The organism is Sphingobium sp. PNB (assembly GCF_019873065.1).
Lineage (GTDB): Bacteria > Pseudomonadota > Alphaproteobacteria > Sphingomonadales > Sphingomonadaceae > Sphingobium > Sphingobium fuliginis.
Genome location: NZ_JAINEZ010000021.1, coordinates 39,412 through 55,818, shown reverse-complemented (window position 1 = coordinate 55,818; position 16,407 = coordinate 39,412). Strand labels below are relative to the sequence as shown.

Here is a 16,407-nt window from a genome sequence, read left to right as displayed (position 1 = left end):
CGCATCACACCTTCAGGTCGACCATGCGGCGTATCGTGACGAAGCCGATCAGGTAGAGGACGATCAAGCCGACAAAGCCGATGATGAACATGCTGTCCTGCGCGACATCGAGATAGAAGGCAGGATTGACCAGGAACAGGCCGACAAAGGCCAGGATCGGCAGGGCGGTCAGCATCACCGCCGTCATGCGTCCTTCGGAACTGAGCGCCCGGACCTTCATGAACAGGCTCGCCCGCTCGCGGATCACGGTCGACAGATTTTCCAGGATCTCCGCAAGATTGCCTCCCGTCTCGCTCTGCACCGACAGGGAGATGACGAACATATGCATCTCGTTCATGTCCCAGCGCTCCGCCATGCGCTGCAACGCATCGCGCAGGTCGGCGCCATAGGTGACTTCATCGACGACGATGCCGAATTCGCTGCCGATCGGATCGCGCATCTCCTTGGTCAGCAGGTCCAGCGCAGCGGCAATCGGATGGCCGGCGCGCAGGCCACGGACGAAGGTGTCCAGCGCGACCGGAAACTGCTCCTCCATCTTCTTGCGCCGCCGCTGGGCAAGCCGCGTCAGCACCATCATCGGCAGCGCGATGCCCAACGCGCCCGCAAAGGCTAGCGCCATCACGAACATCCCCGCCGTCAGGGCGTAACCCGCCGCCATGCCGCCCACCATCACCAGCAGGAACAGCACGCCCGCCGCGATCAGCATCAGCATCAGCACCGTGCGCGCCGGAAAGGTCAGTCCGGCGCCATGCAGCACCCGCATCACCCCCAGCCCCGCCCGTCCGAACAGGGAGGAGCGGTCGAAGCTCACCGCCTCGTCGCTTCGCCGCAGCTTGGAGAGTACCGTGCTGCGCTCGAAACCGGCCGCGATCATCTTCAACCGCCGGTTCACCACGCGATCGGTCGTCGCACGCGCGCGCAGCCAGCCTGCAATGCCCTCGATCGTCAGGATCACCGCCGCGAACAGCAGGACGAGGACGAAGACGCGGATGTAAAGCGGGTTCATCAGTGGATCACCGCATCGGGCCGGAACAATTCGGCCGGCAGGGCTATGCCCCGGTCGGCGAGTTCACCCATGAATTTGGGACGGATGCCGGTCGCCTCGAAATGGCCGCGCACCATGTTGTTCTCGTCGCGGCCCGTCATCTTGAAGCGGAAGATTTCCTGCATGGTGATGACTTCCCCTTCCATGCCTGTGATCTCCGACAGGCTGAGCAGACGGCGGCGGCCATCGGCCAGCCGTCCCACCTGCACGATCACATTCAGCGCCGAAGCGATCTGCGCGCGGGCGGAACGCGGCGAGATGTCGATGCCGCTCATGCCGATCATCTGCTCGACCCGGGACAGCGCATCGCGCGGCGTGTTGGCGTGCACGGTCGTCATCGATCCGTCATGGCCGGTGTTCATGGCCTGAAGCATGTCGAAGGCTTCACCGGCGCGGACCTCGCCCACGATGATGCGGTCGGGCCGCATGCGCAGCGCATTCTTCACCAGGTCGCGCTGCGTGACTTCTCCCTTGCCCTCGATATTGGCGGGACGGGTTTCCAGCCGCGCGACATGGCGCTGCTGCAATTGCAGTTCGGCCGAATCCTCGATGGTGACGATGCGTTCATGTTCATCGATGGCGGCTGACATCGCGTTGAGCAGGGTCGTCTTGCCCGAACCGGTGCCGCCGGAAATCAGCACGTTGCGCCGCGCCTCCACCACAGCGGAGAGGACCTGCGCCATCGGCGCGGGCACGCTGCCCAATTCAGTGAGGCGCGCCATGCTGATCGGCACCTTCGCGAACTTGCGGATGGAAAGCAGCGATCCATCGATGGCCAGCGGCGGAACCACGGCATTGACGCGGGAGCCATCCGCAAGGCGCGCGTCGACAAAGGGGGAGGATTCGTCGATCCGCCGTCCCACCGCCGCCACGATTTTCTGGATGATGCGCAGAAGATGCTTCTCGTCCTTGAACCGGGTCGCGGTTTCGACCAGCCGGCCATTGCGCTCCACGAAGACGACCTTGTGCCCGTTCACCAATATGTCGGTGATGCTATGGTCCTTGAGCAGCGGCTCAAGCGGCCCCAGTCCCAGCAGCTCATCCAATATGTCCGACACCAGCCGGCGGCGCTCTTCCAGATTGAGCGCATGCTTCTGCAGCGCGAGCTGCTCATGGACGATCTCGCCCACTTCGGCTTCCACCTGCGCCCGCGACATGGTTTCCAGCGCGGAAAGATTGATGATGTCGATCAGCTTCTGGTGCAGCGCCACCTTGAGTTCGGTATGCCGGTCCTCCTCCAGATGGGCGGCCTCGGTCTCTACCGGTCCCACCTCGTCCCTAGGGTCGCCGCGTTCGCCTTTTCGGATCTGCCACATCAGCCTTTCTCCGCCTGACCTTCGGCCTTAGCAGCCTGGATGCAGCAATCGACGATGTCCTGCATATCCTTGCAGATGCGGCTGCGCGCCTTCAGCTCCTGGATCAATACGCCCTGGTCCAGCGCCGAGCTGACCAGCGGGAAATCGTTGGCGATGCTGAGCTTCACCGGATGATCCAGCGCCGCCGCCGCATCCTCCAGACCGATGGCGCGGAAGAATTTCTTCTCCACGCGGTTGGCGACGACATGGATGCGCGCGGGATCGATGTCCTGATCGCGGAGCAGCGAAATCTGACGGCGCGCCTGCCGCAGGCTGGCGATGGTGAGTTCGCACACCAGAAACACGACCTGCGAACGCGCCACCAGCGACATCGACCAGTTGGTCCAGTTGCCCGGCAGGTCCAGATAGACCGTATCGAAACCGCGCTGCGCCAGTTCGACGATGCGGAAGACCTGATCGGCATTTACCGCCTCGATCGGCATGATGTCCGCCGGCGCGGTCACGACCCTGAGGCCGGTCGAAGTTTCCACGGTGACGGTCCGCAACAGCTCATTGTCGACGCGGCTGCCCGCGTTGAGAAGGTCCGCCAGTGTCAGGGGCGAGGAAATCCCCAGGAAGGTGCCGGCATTGCCGAACTGTATGTCGAAGTCGAACAGGCAGACCTCACCGCTGCCCTGCTTTGTCGAGCGTGCGTGAAGACTGGCCGCCTGCGTCGCTATGGTCGTCGCGCCGACGCCGCCAACGCTCTTGATGATGGACACGAGCTGGCCGGTCTTCACGTCGTCCTGACGGCTGGCTGCGATGCGGCTGCGCAGATCGTCCAATATCGCCGCCAGATCATGGGCGCGCAGCGGCAGTTCGATGACGTCGTTGATCCCGCTGCGCAACAGGGCGCGCACGACGGCGATCTGCGCGCCACGCACGGCCGCCACCAGCATCAGCTTCGGATGAGCCGCGCGAAGGCCGGCGAGCCGCACCATGGAGGCTTCATTGTCTGGCTGAACCTCGATGATGATCGCCTTGGCATCGGCCACCAGTTGCGCCGGCACAGCCTCCCCCGCGCCCAGCATGGACAGGGTGAGCGATTGGCCCGTCAGGCGATCGCCCAATATGTCGGATGCCTGCACCTCCTGCTCCGATAGGATGAGGTGAAGGCCTTCATCCCCGATATTGAGGGTCCAGCTCTCGACGGGTTCCGTTGCGTTCGTCACGATGCCCACGATCTTGTCCCTCAATTTGATGCCGAGCCCTGGCCGTCTTCCATGGTGAGAGCGGCGCTGAAACTGGGTAATGGAATCGATGCCCTGAAAAGGATGAGCGCTATAGGCCGAAAGGCCATGTTTTTTATTCGTACCGTGACCAGCGGCGCTATATCTGGGCCATTTGGATCACCGGAATAACCGATACCGGAATTATCATATTGAACCTCGACATTGGCTGCACCTAATTCCGGCAGGAATGCCTTCATCCGATTGACAATATTGGTGAAAGCCGCCGAGTTATAGGGTGTTATCAGGGAATTGCATGCGCTGCCGCTGCATGAACCGCAGGCAGTGGAATTGCATGTCATCGATGAAAAATAGGATGTGCCTATCGATGACCCCTGTGCGATGCTGCTACTCCCGGTCGCGAAGCTGTATGTCGCGATGCCGGTTGCCACCGGATCGGTGGCGACGGCGTAACGGACGCCCATTTGGGTAGCCTTTTCCGCACGGTTCCAGGTCCACATCAACCGCCCGACATCAATGATGCCCAGCAGGAAGATAAGCAGCAGCGGCAAAACTAACGCAAACTCGGCTGCGGAGGAGGCCCGGCTGTCTCTGATCAGGGCGGTGAAGGATTTGCTCATAACCCCATCACCGGCGATTGAGAACTGGCGTTCAGATACAAGGTGCTACTGTCGAATCCCAGCTTATTGAATAACGATTGATATTGAAGCCGGTGAGCATTGTCGGTTGACGTCGCCACCTTCACGACGGGAATGAAATTCATCCCTTCGTAAATACCCGAAGCGCTGACACTTGCCGGATCGACGCAATCATAGGTGACTCTGATCGACTGCGGATCGGTCCATCCGGTGAGACGCGCATTGCCGCCGGTCAGTTGCCCGGTTCGAACCAGATTGCGCGTGTCCGCCTCGACGGTGCCGCCCGGAACATTATCGGTCGACGCCGTGGTGCAACTGAAATTCGAGAAACTCAGCCGGCCGGCATAGCGGGCGCCATCCCTCACCGCCTTGACCACGACATGCTCGCTCAGAAAATAATTGCCGAGTTCGAAAGCGCCGAACATCAGCGCGATGAGCAAGGGCGTCACGAGCGCCATTTCGGCGGCGGACGAACCCGACTGCTCCCTGAAAAGGCGCACAAACATCGCTCCGCCTCACTCTATCAGGCGCGGAGTATCGCGCCGCGTGATCTGCGGGGTGCCGCCACCTTCGCCGGTGCCCGATGAGCCGATGACTTCCACATAAACGTCATTTCTGCTCGTGTAGGAAGCGGAACAGCCAGTCTGGTTGCTCGGAGTGCCCCCACATTTGGTGCGATCCATGCTAGGTTCCACCATGAAGACGTCGATGTAACCCGCCACCGGAATCGTCTTCTTGCCATTCAGTTGCTTGTTCTTATCGGCAAGTTTGCAATTGACCACGGCAGCGGTCAGGCGTCGCCTGTCTATGTTGTTCGTATTGGGCGCCACGCCCGGATAATTGCACTGTCCCGCCTGAGGCGTGCTGTAAGTGGAAAGATTGGGATTACCCGCCGTCGCCCTTGGTGCCAGGCGGGCCGCTGGATCCTCCGCTTCCCAAAGATAGGTTTGATAGCGGGTGACATTGGGCCCCAGACCAGCGGTGTTTTGCCAGTCAACGCTCGGATGATTGGATCGGAAATAGGCGGCCCTGTCCCACACGCCGTTGCCGATGCGCGAGGTATAATTGCTCGCGCCGATGGAATGCATCAGGTCGCGCGGGAAGCCCATGATTTCCGGCGTAATGGTAGGACTCAGCGCAGCGGCGGTCGTTGGCCGGTAACGTTTGCTCTCATAGTTGGTATTGTCAGCCGGATTTTCCTCCCAGGAACAGGTTGCACCGCGAACCACGTCCTTGCGCACATTAGTTGAAGGTGAGCAGGGAGGATTGGAACATGCGGAACTATTGCCGGGCGGAAAGTCGAACCGCATATTGAGCGAATCCCGCACGGCGTTGAGCAGGTTGCCCGTTTCCATCGTCACATTTTCGGTCGGCGCACAATTGCTATACAAGGCATTAGAAGCAAGAGCCTCTGCTACGCTGCTTGCACCCCTGCCTGCCTGATCGACGAAGCCGAAATTACCGGGCCCCCATTGCGTGCCTCCTTCCGCCATCACGATGCCTGTGCCGGATGGAATTGAAACCGCGTAATGGGAATTGGTGTTGCCATCAGGCTCGTCAGGATTGCAGATGAAGAATGGAACGGCTCCACAGATGGCGGAACCCACACCCGCATAAGCTGTCCCCGAAACAGGGCCGGAAGAAATTGCGGATACTATCGGCGTCAAGGCATAAAAGGCGGATCGCGTGCCAACGGTGACTTCAACGAAATTGGCTGTTGCGTCGTTCGTTGCGGCCTTGGATTTGTCCTTGGTCTCGTAGAAACGGATTGCCCCTGTAGCATCGCAGGCGGGCTCATCCGCAATCGTGATGCGCGGCGTTGAGCCATCATTTGCGAAACGGCTGCTATTGGCAATCAGGTTCCTTGCCGCATTTGCAGCTCTGCTGCACGCGCCAGTCGCACCGTCAAGTTGACTTGCCGCTGCCAGAGCCGCCTGATCCGCCGCGCTCTGCAACTCGCTGTCCATTCCGGCGAGCCGTGCATAATCGAAAGCAATCCCGCCTGCTGCGATCAGCGCGAAAAGCGACAGCGCAACCGTCGGAGCGACCGCACCGCCTGTCGACTGCAGCAAGCTTTTCCGAGCGCGAGACATGGGATCTCTCATCCTCCTCGTTCAGTTGGCTCCACCGCCGGAACCGCCACCACCGCCTCCAGTACCGCTGGTGGTACGGATCGACTGGGGCTTCTTCACCTTGTCGGTGCGATAGCGTTCCACCGCCGCGGCCGAGCGCTGGCCATCACCGCCCTCGACCAACGTACCTTCATAATGCGGGTCGGGATCGATCACCTGCATCGCATAATTGCTGCGCACCGCGCCGCCGAAGGTCGGGTCGTTCGCCGTGCAGCCTGCCAGCAGGGGCAGAAGCAGAGCCGGGGCAAGATAAAGTGCACGCATCGTCAACCTCCTGCTCACAGCTCATATCCGCTGGGCGCCTTGCCTGTCGCGGGCGCTTCCTTGGCAGGCGCAGGCGCGTTCTTGGGCGCTTCGGGCGGCATCGAATTGGGATCGAGCGGATTGATCCCCACCGCCTTGTCCGTCCGTCCCATCAGGAAAAGGTCGAGTTCGTGCGGGGGCGCGACCCGGTCGGTCGGCAGGCGCACATCCTCTGCCCGCATCGGCTTCACAAGGCGCGGCGTCACGATGATGACAAGCTCGCTCTCGCTCTTCTGGAAACCGCTGGAACGAAACAGTGCGCCGATAATCGGGATGGAACCCAGGATCGGAAACTGCCGCACCGTGTCCTGGAAATCCTTGCGCAGCAGCCCTGCCAGGGCGAAGGACTGCCCGTCGCGCAATTCCAGCGTGGTGCTGGCGCGCCGCGTCTGCAGGCCCGGGATGGTGAGACCGTTGATCGTCACCGAAGCGGACGGATCGATGGAACTTACCTCCGGCTCCACTACCAGATTGATGATGCCATCCTCCAGCACTGTCGGCGTGAAACCCAGGCTGACACCGAAGGGCTTGAATTCGATGGTGATGGAATTGCCGCCGTTATTGCCGCTGCCGCCGCTATTGCCGCCCTGCGATACCGGTATCGGGAACTCGCCGCCCGCCAGGAAAGACGCCGTTTCGCCCGACAGCGCGACCAGTGTCGGCTCGGCCAGCGTGGTCACGACGCCCTTGCGCTCCAGCGCGTCCAGTGCAGTGGTGAGGTTGAGGCTGCCCACCGAATAATTCGCCGCCCCGATGCCGAAGCTGTCCAGAATCTTGCTCAGATCCACAATCGGCCGACCATTGGTGTCAGACAAGATGGCGGAAGACTGCGCCGCATTGCCGATGCCGCCCACCACCTTGCCGCTATCGGACAGGAAAGCGGTGTTGATCCCGAACTGCTTCGCCGCGCTGCGGGTCATTTCGGAAAAGCGCACCTCCAGCATCACCTGCTGAGCGGCGCCTACCGACATCATGTTGACGACCTTGTCACCGGCATAGGTCTTGGCGATCTGCACTGCGCGGTCGACCGCCGCCGCGCTCGACACGGTGCCGGTCAGCACCACAGCGTCATTGGAAATGCGGGCGCCGATGGGCTGACCGGGCAACAGTTCCGACAATTGCCGCTTCAACGTCACGACATCGGGGCCTACGGCCACATCGACTACCGCGATCATCATGTTGCGGCTGTCGTAGAGCGTCAGGCTGGTGGTGCCCATCTTCTTGCCCAGCACATAGACCGAACGGTTGGTCATGGGCAGGACGTCAGCGATTTCCGCATTGCCGACCAACGCCTTGGAAAAAGGCCGGTCGACGGTCAGCACCTGGCTCTTGTTGAGGGGCACGTCGAGTTGGCCGGCATGGTTGGCGTTATTGACGTTGAGCGAGGCGACCTGCGCCTGCGCCTGCATGGGCAGCAGCGACGCACCGGCGCCCAGCGCCAGGGACAATGCCAGCATCGGCAAGGACTTAGCGGGAACCATAGCGCTTCACCTCATAGCTGGTGCCGGTCGTGCCGCGCACGATCTCGACCGATGCGGTCGACGGCAGAGCGTTCGTGTTCTTCGGAATCGCGCGGCGTGCGGGACGGAACGCGGAGGCCGGACGCGGCGGCAGATAGGCAAGGTCGGCAACGCGGGCGCGCGGGCCGGCAAAACCGCCCACATAGGCGCCGTCGCGCAAATCCTCTATGCCGACGGTCTGCACGGCGGGATTGGGCTTGTCGGTGATATTGCGCAGGACCAGCGTGAGTTGCCCGACCTGCTGCGCCAGAACCAGCTTCTGCGCGTCGACCTGGTTGACCTCCAGCGTCGCGGTCTTGCCGACGGCCGGGTCCTTGGACGTGTCATTGGCGTTCTGGTCGATGGCGATCACCCGCGTGCCTTGAAGCAGGACGTCGGTGATCTGCTGGCTGCCGCCGCCTGCCGGGTCCTGAAGGGTGCGAGTGACGAAGACATCGACGGTGTCGCCGGGAAGCACGAAGCCGCCCGCGGCGGCTACATCGCTCACGCGTACGGCGACGGCCCTCATTTCTGGAGCCAGGACCGCCGACATCGTGGCCCGCCCGCCTTCCCCGGAGAGCTTGGAGGCCAGTATCGGTTCGCCGGGCTCGATTTGCCGGAGGACGACGCGGCCTTTGCCGAGGGAGGTCAATTGGATGGGGTCGCGGAAAGCTCCGGGAGGCACCGAGCTGGTTGGCCAGTCGACCACACGGATCTTTTCGGCGGCGACCGCCGATCCGAAGGGCAGCGAGACGGTCGCCACTACGACCTTGGTCATTCCGCCTTCCGGTGGCGGCGCCTTTTCGGCACGGCTCAGATAGGCGTTGGCGACGAAAACGGCCGCAAGGCCCAACAATATTGCGAGGCCTAGGACTATAAGTGATCTGCGCTGCCCCACGACAACTCCCCCCGGAATTGAAGGTATAGGAAGGCCAGTGATGTGACCGGCCTTCCTATTTCATCATTAGCAGTTCGCTGACGGAGAATTACCTGTGCCGACAGTCGAAATGCAATTGGTGGCATAGTTCATCGAGTTCTTGATCGCGCCACCAAGGTTCCAGGCAGCCAATGCAATGCCGGTACCGACAATAGCGAGGATCAAAGCATATTCAGCCGCCGATGCGCCGCTTTGATCAGCATAAAGATTTTTGAAAAAAGTCATGTCCCTCACCCCTATTTACAGTTTAGCAGCTGGGCTGCGTGTTCGTACCGACCGTCTTGATGCAGTTGGTCGCCGCATTCATCGAGTTCTTGATCGCGCCGCCAAGATTCCAGGCCGCCAGCGCGATACCCGTCCCCACGATCGCCAGGATCAAAGCATATTCGGCCGCCGACGCACCACTTTGGTCGGCCCACAGGCTTTTCAAAAAGGTCATATCTTTTACCCCTACTCGCTGGGAGCAATTCCCAGTTGCTCTTGCTCAGCTCCACGGTAGGGGCCTGTCCACCTCGCGACCCCGGCGCCGGTATGCTCCGATCACCAGGTAGTTGGCAGTTCCCGTAGAACTTGCCTTCAAATTGGACCAAAGCTGATGCAAGTCAACATGGTAAAAAATATATATATTTTTCAAAATCTTAAAGCAATTTTTTGTTAACCTTTTCCGTCAACCAGATTCATTACTTTAAGTAAACAATGGTATTTTTCTAATATATCTTTGGATATATGCTTTTAGAAAATTAGAGATTTTCTTTTATGTTATTGAGATTTTTATTTTTCTCTATTTCAAAATATCACAGTCAAACTGAAATTCAAAGAATATTATCCGAATTTCATTTTGAATAAAATAACAGTTCTCAGGAACTCAAGCCTGTCTTATTTGAGAGGAATAGTTGGCCGTCCGCCGCTGAATTACCCGGGCGACTAATACCTTCGTTCTAGGCTATTCGGGGCAGACAGGATCGATAACTTGACCAGAGCAACCGCCGCCACTCGCACCGATCATCGCGAATCAGCCGCGAATCGTCGCACAAAGGCCCGGAAATAAAGCGGTTTGCACCTGTCCCATTCAGGAACAAATGTTGCCGCTTTCCTTACCTCGCACTTACCCGATGACGGAAGGTGAGGTTCACCCGATCCGACAGCAGCAGATAGGGCAGCCAGATCGCGGCGCTGATCAGGACCTTCTTCACATTGCCTGTCAGCATGTCCAGCAAAGCGGCGTCGACGCCATGCGGCACATTGTCGATCCCCGCCACCAGATGGGCGATGCCCAACTGCGCCAGCAGGTCGACACCCCAGACCATTACGAGAAAGCGAGGGAAGAGCGGCACGAGGCGCAGGGCCATGGCAAAGGCGAACATGTAAAGGCTGGACAATATCACCACATCCGCCAGCATCACGCCGTAGAGACCGACGAACCAGGGCGGCGAATAGCTGCCCAACGCGGGAATGGAGCTGAGAAATTCCAGCGTGCGCACCGGCACGTTCACCGCAATTCCCACCAGCAGAGACGCCATCACGCCATAGAGGCCGAATTGCGACATCTCCCGCGCTCTCAGGCAGTCGACCTTGCGCCAGCGGCCCACCTGCGCCAGTCGAAAGGCGGGCTGGGCATGGATGCGTCCCGCCGGAAACAGCTTCAATCCCAGCAGCAGCGATCCAACAGGCGCGCCAACCACCAGCATATAGGGCAGCAGGCCCGCCCCGCTTCCCCAGGGCGTTCCGCTGTAGGGCGTCGCCGGAAAGGCCAGCCGCAGGCCGCAGGCGAAGGCGGCAGCCATGATCCAGATGACGACGATGCGTTCCAGATTGACCTGCATCGACAGCACGACGGCCACGCTCTTGCGGTAGAGACGGTCCCTGACCATTCGCACCATGGAACCGGACTCCTTCGAACGCCGAACCTTGCCGCGACTATCCGCGATGTTGGTAAACGCCCGGTAAATGCGCAATCGCGGGAAAGGTTCTACGCGGCCGTCCAGATATGGTGAGCCATTGGAAAAGATAAAGCCCGGCGGCCCGTTACTTGCGCGGAACGGTGATGCGGATCGTCGTCCGACCGCCGATATTCTGCAGGAACACCTCCCCGCCCAGCATCTGTATCCGCCTCATCAGCGACCGCGAAGGCACTGCCCCGCTCGATCCCAGCCGCGCCATATTGGGCACGCCATCGTCGCTCACCTGAAGGGCGATGCGGTTGCCGTCCGGTTCCAGCGCGAAGTTCACCATGGTCGCCCGCGCATGGCGTACCGCATTGGCGACGATCTCCCGCACGGCGAAGCTCAGTTCCCGGCCGATCATCGCGCTGGTCGAGCAATTGCCGTCCTCCACCTTCAACTCGCAGCCTATGCCCCACTGCTCGCCCAGGGAGCGCACCACCATCGCCAGCGTCTCCGGCAGATAGGCGAAATCCTCCTCATCCACGTCCGGATTGATGATCCAGCGGATCGTGGCGATCTGGTCCTTCGCGATGCGGTCGACATTCTCGATCACGGCGAGCGGCTCGACCTGCCGCCCGGCCAGCAGCGGCGCGATCTGGAAACGGATGCTGGCCAGCGCCTGCAGAACGCTGTCGTGCAATTCCCGCTGCAGCCGCTCCCGCTCCCGCGCACCGGCGATCACATGCGCGAGGTCCAGGCTGTTGCGGACAGTCAGTTCCTCACATGCGCTTTCGAAGACCCGCTGCGCGATGGCGGCCCGATCCTCATGGCAGGGATCGTCCAGACAGGCCGCGCCCACCGCCTCGAAGGTGCCGATGGTCACCCTTACCGTCAGAAGCGTTTCTGCGTCCAGCAGCGCCGTCCATGCCTGACCGCCCGGCGACAACGGTCCCAGCACGGCTATTCCATCCGCCGACAGCGAGATCGACGCATGTCTCGACCGGTCATGCCAACCGGTCTCTGCCGTCAGCAAATTGCCGCAATCCACCGCAGGCATTTCCCGAGCCGCGCTGCTGGCGAAGCGCAGGGGCTCATGGCTGGCAAGGCGGAACAGCACGGCAACCCCATGTCCGCGGCTCGCAAGCCGCAGGGCATGGAGCAGGAACGGGCCATGATCGCTCCCGGCGGGCGGCAGCTCCCCTTCCAGCAACCGCCTGTCCCGCTCGAATTGCAACAGCGTTTCCCGGCGCGGCCCGAGCAGCACGCCGGTCACCAGGATCGCCACCGCCAGATAGCAGGCACGCAGCACGACCCGCTCCGCTTCCGGCTCCGACGGCAGGGAGGCGATCTCGTCAAGCCATGTGACGCCGACCGCAGCCGTGCCCGCCGCCAGGGCAACGAGCAGATGGAACCGCCGCCGCACGATCAGCGCCACTTCCACCGCCACGAAGAAGCTGCCGGAAAAATAAGGGCTGTTGGACGGGTTGGTGACGACCAGCAGGGCCAGGAACAGCAATGTGTCCAGATAGATGACCGGCCGCCTGATCCGCATGTCCGTCACCCAGGAGCGGGACGAGAGCAGCACCGCCGAAAACGCCAGCAGCAGCATGAGCAGGATCAGCACATGCTCCGCGCTTTCCGCCCAGTGGCGCGCGCTGGAGAAGCCGAAGCTGACGACGGCATAGATGACGGCCAGCAACAGTCGGGTGAAATCCAGCGTCTGCCACGGACGCAATGCCGAAAGCGCCCGCATGTCCCACCAGCTCAAGCGCATAGCGATTTCGCCCGGCCCATTCATCGCGTGACGCATATCCCCCATCCGGCCCGATGCATCATGTCTGTCGAGCCGCTTCTTATGGAAAGGAAATCATGCCCCGGTCAAATGGCGATGGTCAAATGGCGATCCATTCGTCGCAGAGATAATCCGACGGTCCGGGCAATATGGCCGCGGCAATCCGGATCACCCCCGCCATCGCTCAGCCGTGGAAATAATCATAGACCTGCTGCGCCACCGCCTTGGATACGCCCGGCGCCTTCAGCAGGTCCTCCAACGCCGCGCTCTTCACGGCCTTGGCGGTTCCGAAATGCATCAGCAGCGCCTTCTTGCGCGAAGGGCCGATGCCCGGCACTTCGTCGAGCGAACTGACGGTGATCGCCTTGCTGCGCTTCTGCCGGTGCGCGCCGATGGCGAAGCGGTGCGCCTCGTCCCGCAGCCGCTGAAGGTAGAAGAGCACGGGATGGTTGAGCGGGAAAGTGATCTCCCGCCCGTCCGGCATGTGGAAGACCTCCCGCCCCTCGCGGCCATGATGCGGCCCCTTGGCGATGCCGATCATGCAGACATCCTCTATGCCCATATCCTCCAATATCGTCCGGGCGGCGGACAATTGCCCCTTGCCGCCGTCGATCAGCACCAGGTCCGGCCATTCGCCGCTGTCGCGATCCGGGTCCTCGCGCGCCGCGCGGCCGAAGCGCCGCTCGAACATCTCCCGCATCATCGCGAAATCGTCGTTCGAGGTTTCCGGGTTCTTCATGTTGAACTTGCGGTAGGCGTTCTTGCGGAAGCCCTCCGGACCCGCGACGACCATCGCCCCCAGGGCATGAGCGCCCTGGATGTGACTGTTGTCGTAGATTTCGATGCGGTCGGGCACCCCGTCCAGCCCGAAAGTCTCGACCATCTCCTCCAGCACCTTCGCCTGCGTCGTGGTTTCCGCCAGCCGCCGGTCGAGCGCCTCCACCGCGTTGCGCTGCGCCTGTTTGATGAGGCGGGTGCGGTCGCCCCGCTGTGGCACTTCGATCCGCACCCTGGACCCGATGCGCTCGGTCAGCGCCTGCGCCATCAGCTCGCATTCGGCGGGCGCCCGGTCGGCAAGGATCAGCTTGGGCGGCGGCACTTCCTCGTAAAATTGCGCCATGAAGCTGCTGAGCACCTCGTCCTCCGCCACTTCGGCGGTATGGACGGGGAAGAAGCTGCGATGGCCCCAATTCTGCCCGCCGCGGATGAAGAAGGCCTGGATGCACATCGCTCCGCCCTTGGTCGCCAGGGCGAAGATGTCGGCGTCGCCCAGCCCCTCGGCGTTGATCGCCTGACTGCCCTGGATGAAGGTCAGCGCCTTCAGCCTGTCGCGCAGCACCGCCGCCTGCTCGAAGTCCATGGCGTCGGAAGCCGCCTGCATCGCCTCGCCCAGCTTCTTCTGTACGGCGGTCGATTTGCCGCCGAGGAAATCCTGAGCGTCCTTGACCAGCTCGCCATAGGCGGCATCGTCGATCCGGCCCACGCAAGGGGCGGAACAGCGGCGGATCTGATACAGGAGGCAGGGCCGCGAACGATTGGCAAAGAAGCTGTCGGTGCAGCTTCTGAGCAGGAACAGCTTCTGGAGCGCGTTGATGGTTCGCGTCACCGATCCGGCGCTGGCAAAGGGGCCATAATAGCGCCCCTTATATTTGCGCGCGCCGCGATGCTTCTGGACACGGGGAAAGTCATGATCCTCGCGCAGCAGGATGAAGGGGAAGCTTTTATCGTCCCGCAGCAGGACATTATAGGGTGGCCGGAAACGCTTGATGAGCTGCGCCTCCAGCAGCAGGGCTTCCGCCTCGCTGTTGGTGGTGACGATCGTCATCGAGCGGGTCTGGGCGACCATGCGCTGGACCCGCTTGGGCAGGCGGTCGACCTGGGTATAGTTGGTGACCCGGTTGCGCAGCGCGCGCGCCTTGCCGACATAAAGCACATCGCCCCGCGCATCCTGCATGCGATAGACGCCCGGGCGGGTCGGCAGGGTTTTGAGCGTCGTGCGGATCGCCTCCACGCCGGCCTCTATGTCGGGCTGGCTGCCGGTGACGGTGAAGGTGGCCTTGTCTTCATGAAAGCGATCGGGGGATTGGGGACGCGACATGAGGGAGAAATAGCGGGATGGTCCCGGATCGCAATGGCATGGGACTAAATTTCGGCCCGTCCTCGTTGATCCTTGGCTGACCCTTCCTATCTTCCTGCTGCTGCCGGAACTGGTAGCGCTATCCTGCATAATGCGGTCCCTTCAGGGAGGCCGCTCCTCCTTGAAGGAAGAGCCGATCATGATCGTGAAAGCCTATGGCGCCCATGCCGCCGATAAGCCCTTGGAACCCATCGACATCGAACGCCGCCCGGCCGGCGAACATGACGTGCAGATCGCCATCGCCTATTGCGGCGTCTGCCATTCCGATCTTCACCAGGTCCGCTCCGAATGGAGCGGCACGCTTTACCCCTGCGTTCCCGGCCATGAGATCGTCGGCCATGTCACCGCCGTCGGCAACGGCGTCACCCGGTTCAAGGTCGGCGACACGGTCGGCGTCGGCTGCATGGTCGATAGCTGCCAACATTGTTCGGCCTGCGACGAAGGGCTGGAGCAATATTGCGAGAACGGCTTTGTCGGCACCTATAACGGTCCGACGCCGGATGCGCCCGGTCATACGTTCGGCGGCTATTCGCAAAGCATCACCGTCAGCGAGAAGTTCGTCCTGAAGATCAACCATCCGGCGGATCAACTGGCGGCTGTGGCGCCGCTGCTCTGTGCAGGCATCACCACCTATTCGCCGCTGCGCCACTGGAATGTCGGACCCGGCAAGAAGGTCGGTGTCGTCGGGATCGGTGGGCTCGGCCATATGGGGGTGAAGCTCGCCCATGCCATGGGCGCCCATGTCGTCGCCTTCACGACTTCGGAAAGCAAGCGGCAGGATGCGCTGGACCTTGGCGCCGATGAAGTCATCATCTCGCGCGATCCGGACCAGATGGCCGCCCATGGTGGAAGTTTCGACTTCATCCTGAACACGGTGGCCGCCAGCCATGATCTCGACGCCTTCACCACCTTGCTGAAGCGCGACGGCACGATGTGCCTGGTGGGCGTACCGGAACATCCGCACCCTTCGCCCAGCGTCGGCGTGCTGATCTTCGGGCGCAAGTCGATTGCCGGTTCACTGATCGGCGGCATTGCCGAAACGCAGGAGATGCTCGATTTCTGCGCTGAAAAGGGCATCACGGCGGACATCGAGATGATCGCGATGCAGGACATCGAAACCGCCTATGACCGGATGCAGAAGAGCGACGTCAAATATCGCTTCGTCATCGATAGCGCGTCGCTGGCGGCAGCGTGATCGGCAGATCAGTGGCCGGCCCCGTCGCCGGCCATTGATCGACCCCGGGCCTGCCCTCCCAGAATGCAGATATGGGTTCCTGCGGAGGTGGAAACTCCGTTCCGCCCTCGTCTGCTAAGGATGGTCTGCCCGAAAACTCCAACGCAGAGCGGATTGATCCTGTCGTATCCGTTCGGCTTCCCCACCCTTTATTCGCCGCCTTTGACGAGCCAGCAGGTGATCCCACAGGCTTGAACGGCGCTCCAGAGCGCGCTGCGATAAATCGGGCGCGGGTCGCGCGCTCCAGGTTTCTGTAGTCGCA

The 16,407-nt window shown here is 61.7% G+C and carries 15 protein-coding genes; 1 reads left to right on the top strand and 14 read right to left on the bottom strand.

Going from position 1 to position 16,407, the window contains the following annotated elements:
• Positions 1-4: 4 nt before the first annotated feature.
• The 14 genes from K7W03_RS09735 to uvrC form a co-directional block, all read right to left on the bottom strand.
• Positions 5-1,006 (bottom strand): type II secretion system F family protein, encoded by a 1,002-nt coding sequence (locus tag K7W03_RS09735; RefSeq protein WP_025546534.1) that lies wholly within the window; start codon positions 1,004-1,006, stop codon positions 5-7.
• Positions 1,006-2,361: a CpaF family protein gene (locus K7W03_RS09730; RefSeq protein ID WP_044661955.1), complete on the bottom strand. Its 1,356-nt coding sequence runs from the start codon at positions 2,359-2,361 to the stop codon at positions 1,006-1,008. The genes K7W03_RS09735 and K7W03_RS09730 overlap by 1 nt, the downstream gene beginning before the upstream one ends.
• Positions 2,361-3,572, bottom strand: coding sequence for a pilus assembly protein CpaE (locus tag K7W03_RS09725; protein ID WP_319024304.1), 1,212 nt, complete (start codon positions 3,570-3,572; stop codon positions 2,361-2,363). The genes K7W03_RS09730 and K7W03_RS09725 overlap by 1 nt, the downstream gene beginning before the upstream one ends.
• 20 nt (positions 3,573-3,592) lie before the next feature.
• Positions 3,593-4,210 carry a TadE/TadG family type IV pilus assembly protein gene (locus tag K7W03_RS09720; RefSeq protein WP_044661953.1) on the bottom strand — a complete coding sequence of 206 codons (618 nt, stop codon included), beginning with the start codon at positions 4,208-4,210 and terminating at the stop codon, positions 3,593-3,595.
• On the bottom strand, positions 4,207-4,734 hold the full coding sequence (locus tag K7W03_RS09715; RefSeq protein WP_025546526.1) for a TadE/TadG family type IV pilus assembly protein: 528 nt from the start codon (positions 4,732-4,734) through the stop codon (positions 4,207-4,209). The genes K7W03_RS09720 and K7W03_RS09715 overlap by 4 nt, the downstream gene beginning before the upstream one ends.
• Positions 4,735-4,743: 9 nt before the next feature.
• A complete protein-coding gene (locus K7W03_RS09710) occupies positions 4,744-6,321 on the bottom strand; it encodes a pilus assembly protein TadG-related protein (RefSeq protein ID WP_044661952.1) in 1,578 nt (525 codons plus the stop codon).
• A gap of 21 nt (positions 6,322-6,342) precedes the next feature.
• On the bottom strand, positions 6,343-6,624 hold the full coding sequence (locus tag K7W03_RS09705; protein ID WP_044661951.1) for a hypothetical protein: 282 nt from the start codon (positions 6,622-6,624) through the stop codon (positions 6,343-6,345).
• Between the two features lie 14 nt (positions 6,625-6,638).
• Positions 6,639-8,120, bottom strand: coding sequence for a type II and III secretion system protein family protein (locus K7W03_RS09700; RefSeq protein ID WP_222886188.1), 1,482 nt, complete (start codon positions 8,118-8,120; stop codon positions 6,639-6,641).
• Between the two features lie 10 nt (positions 8,121-8,130).
• On the bottom strand, positions 8,131-9,060 hold the full coding sequence (gene cpaB, locus K7W03_RS09695; protein WP_222886181.1) for a Flp pilus assembly protein CpaB: 930 nt from the start codon (positions 9,058-9,060) through the stop codon (positions 8,131-8,133).
• 66 nt (positions 9,061-9,126) lie between these two features.
• Positions 9,127-9,324, bottom strand: coding sequence for a Flp family type IVb pilin (locus tag K7W03_RS09690; RefSeq protein WP_025546518.1), 198 nt, complete (start codon positions 9,322-9,324; stop codon positions 9,127-9,129).
• Between the two features lie 22 nt (positions 9,325-9,346).
• Entirely contained in the window at positions 9,347-9,538 is a 192-nt protein-coding gene (locus K7W03_RS09685; RefSeq protein ID WP_061938743.1) for a Flp family type IVb pilin, read from the bottom strand.
• Positions 9,539-10,193: 655 nt separating this feature from the next.
• The gene (locus K7W03_RS09680; RefSeq protein ID WP_061938746.1) at positions 10,194-10,979 is read right to left on the bottom strand and encodes a hypothetical protein; all 786 of its coding nucleotides are present in this window, start codon (positions 10,977-10,979) and stop codon (positions 10,194-10,196) included.
• Between the two features lie 145 nt (positions 10,980-11,124).
• On the bottom strand, positions 11,125-12,792 hold the full coding sequence (locus K7W03_RS09675) for a histidine kinase (RefSeq protein ID WP_226870002.1): 1,668 nt from the start codon (positions 12,790-12,792) through the stop codon (positions 11,125-11,127).
• Positions 12,793-12,958: 166 nt separating this feature from the next.
• A complete protein-coding gene (gene uvrC / locus K7W03_RS09670) occupies positions 12,959-14,872 on the bottom strand; it encodes an excinuclease ABC subunit UvrC (RefSeq protein ID WP_222886179.1) in 1,914 nt (637 codons plus the stop codon).
• A 178-nt stretch (positions 14,873-15,050) separates the two neighbouring features.
• Between uvrC and K7W03_RS09665 the strand changes: the two genes are divergently transcribed.
• A complete protein-coding gene (locus K7W03_RS09665; RefSeq protein WP_222886178.1) occupies positions 15,051-16,106 on the top strand; it encodes an NAD(P)-dependent alcohol dehydrogenase in 1,056 nt (351 codons plus the stop codon).
• Positions 16,107-16,407 lie beyond the last annotated feature (301 nt).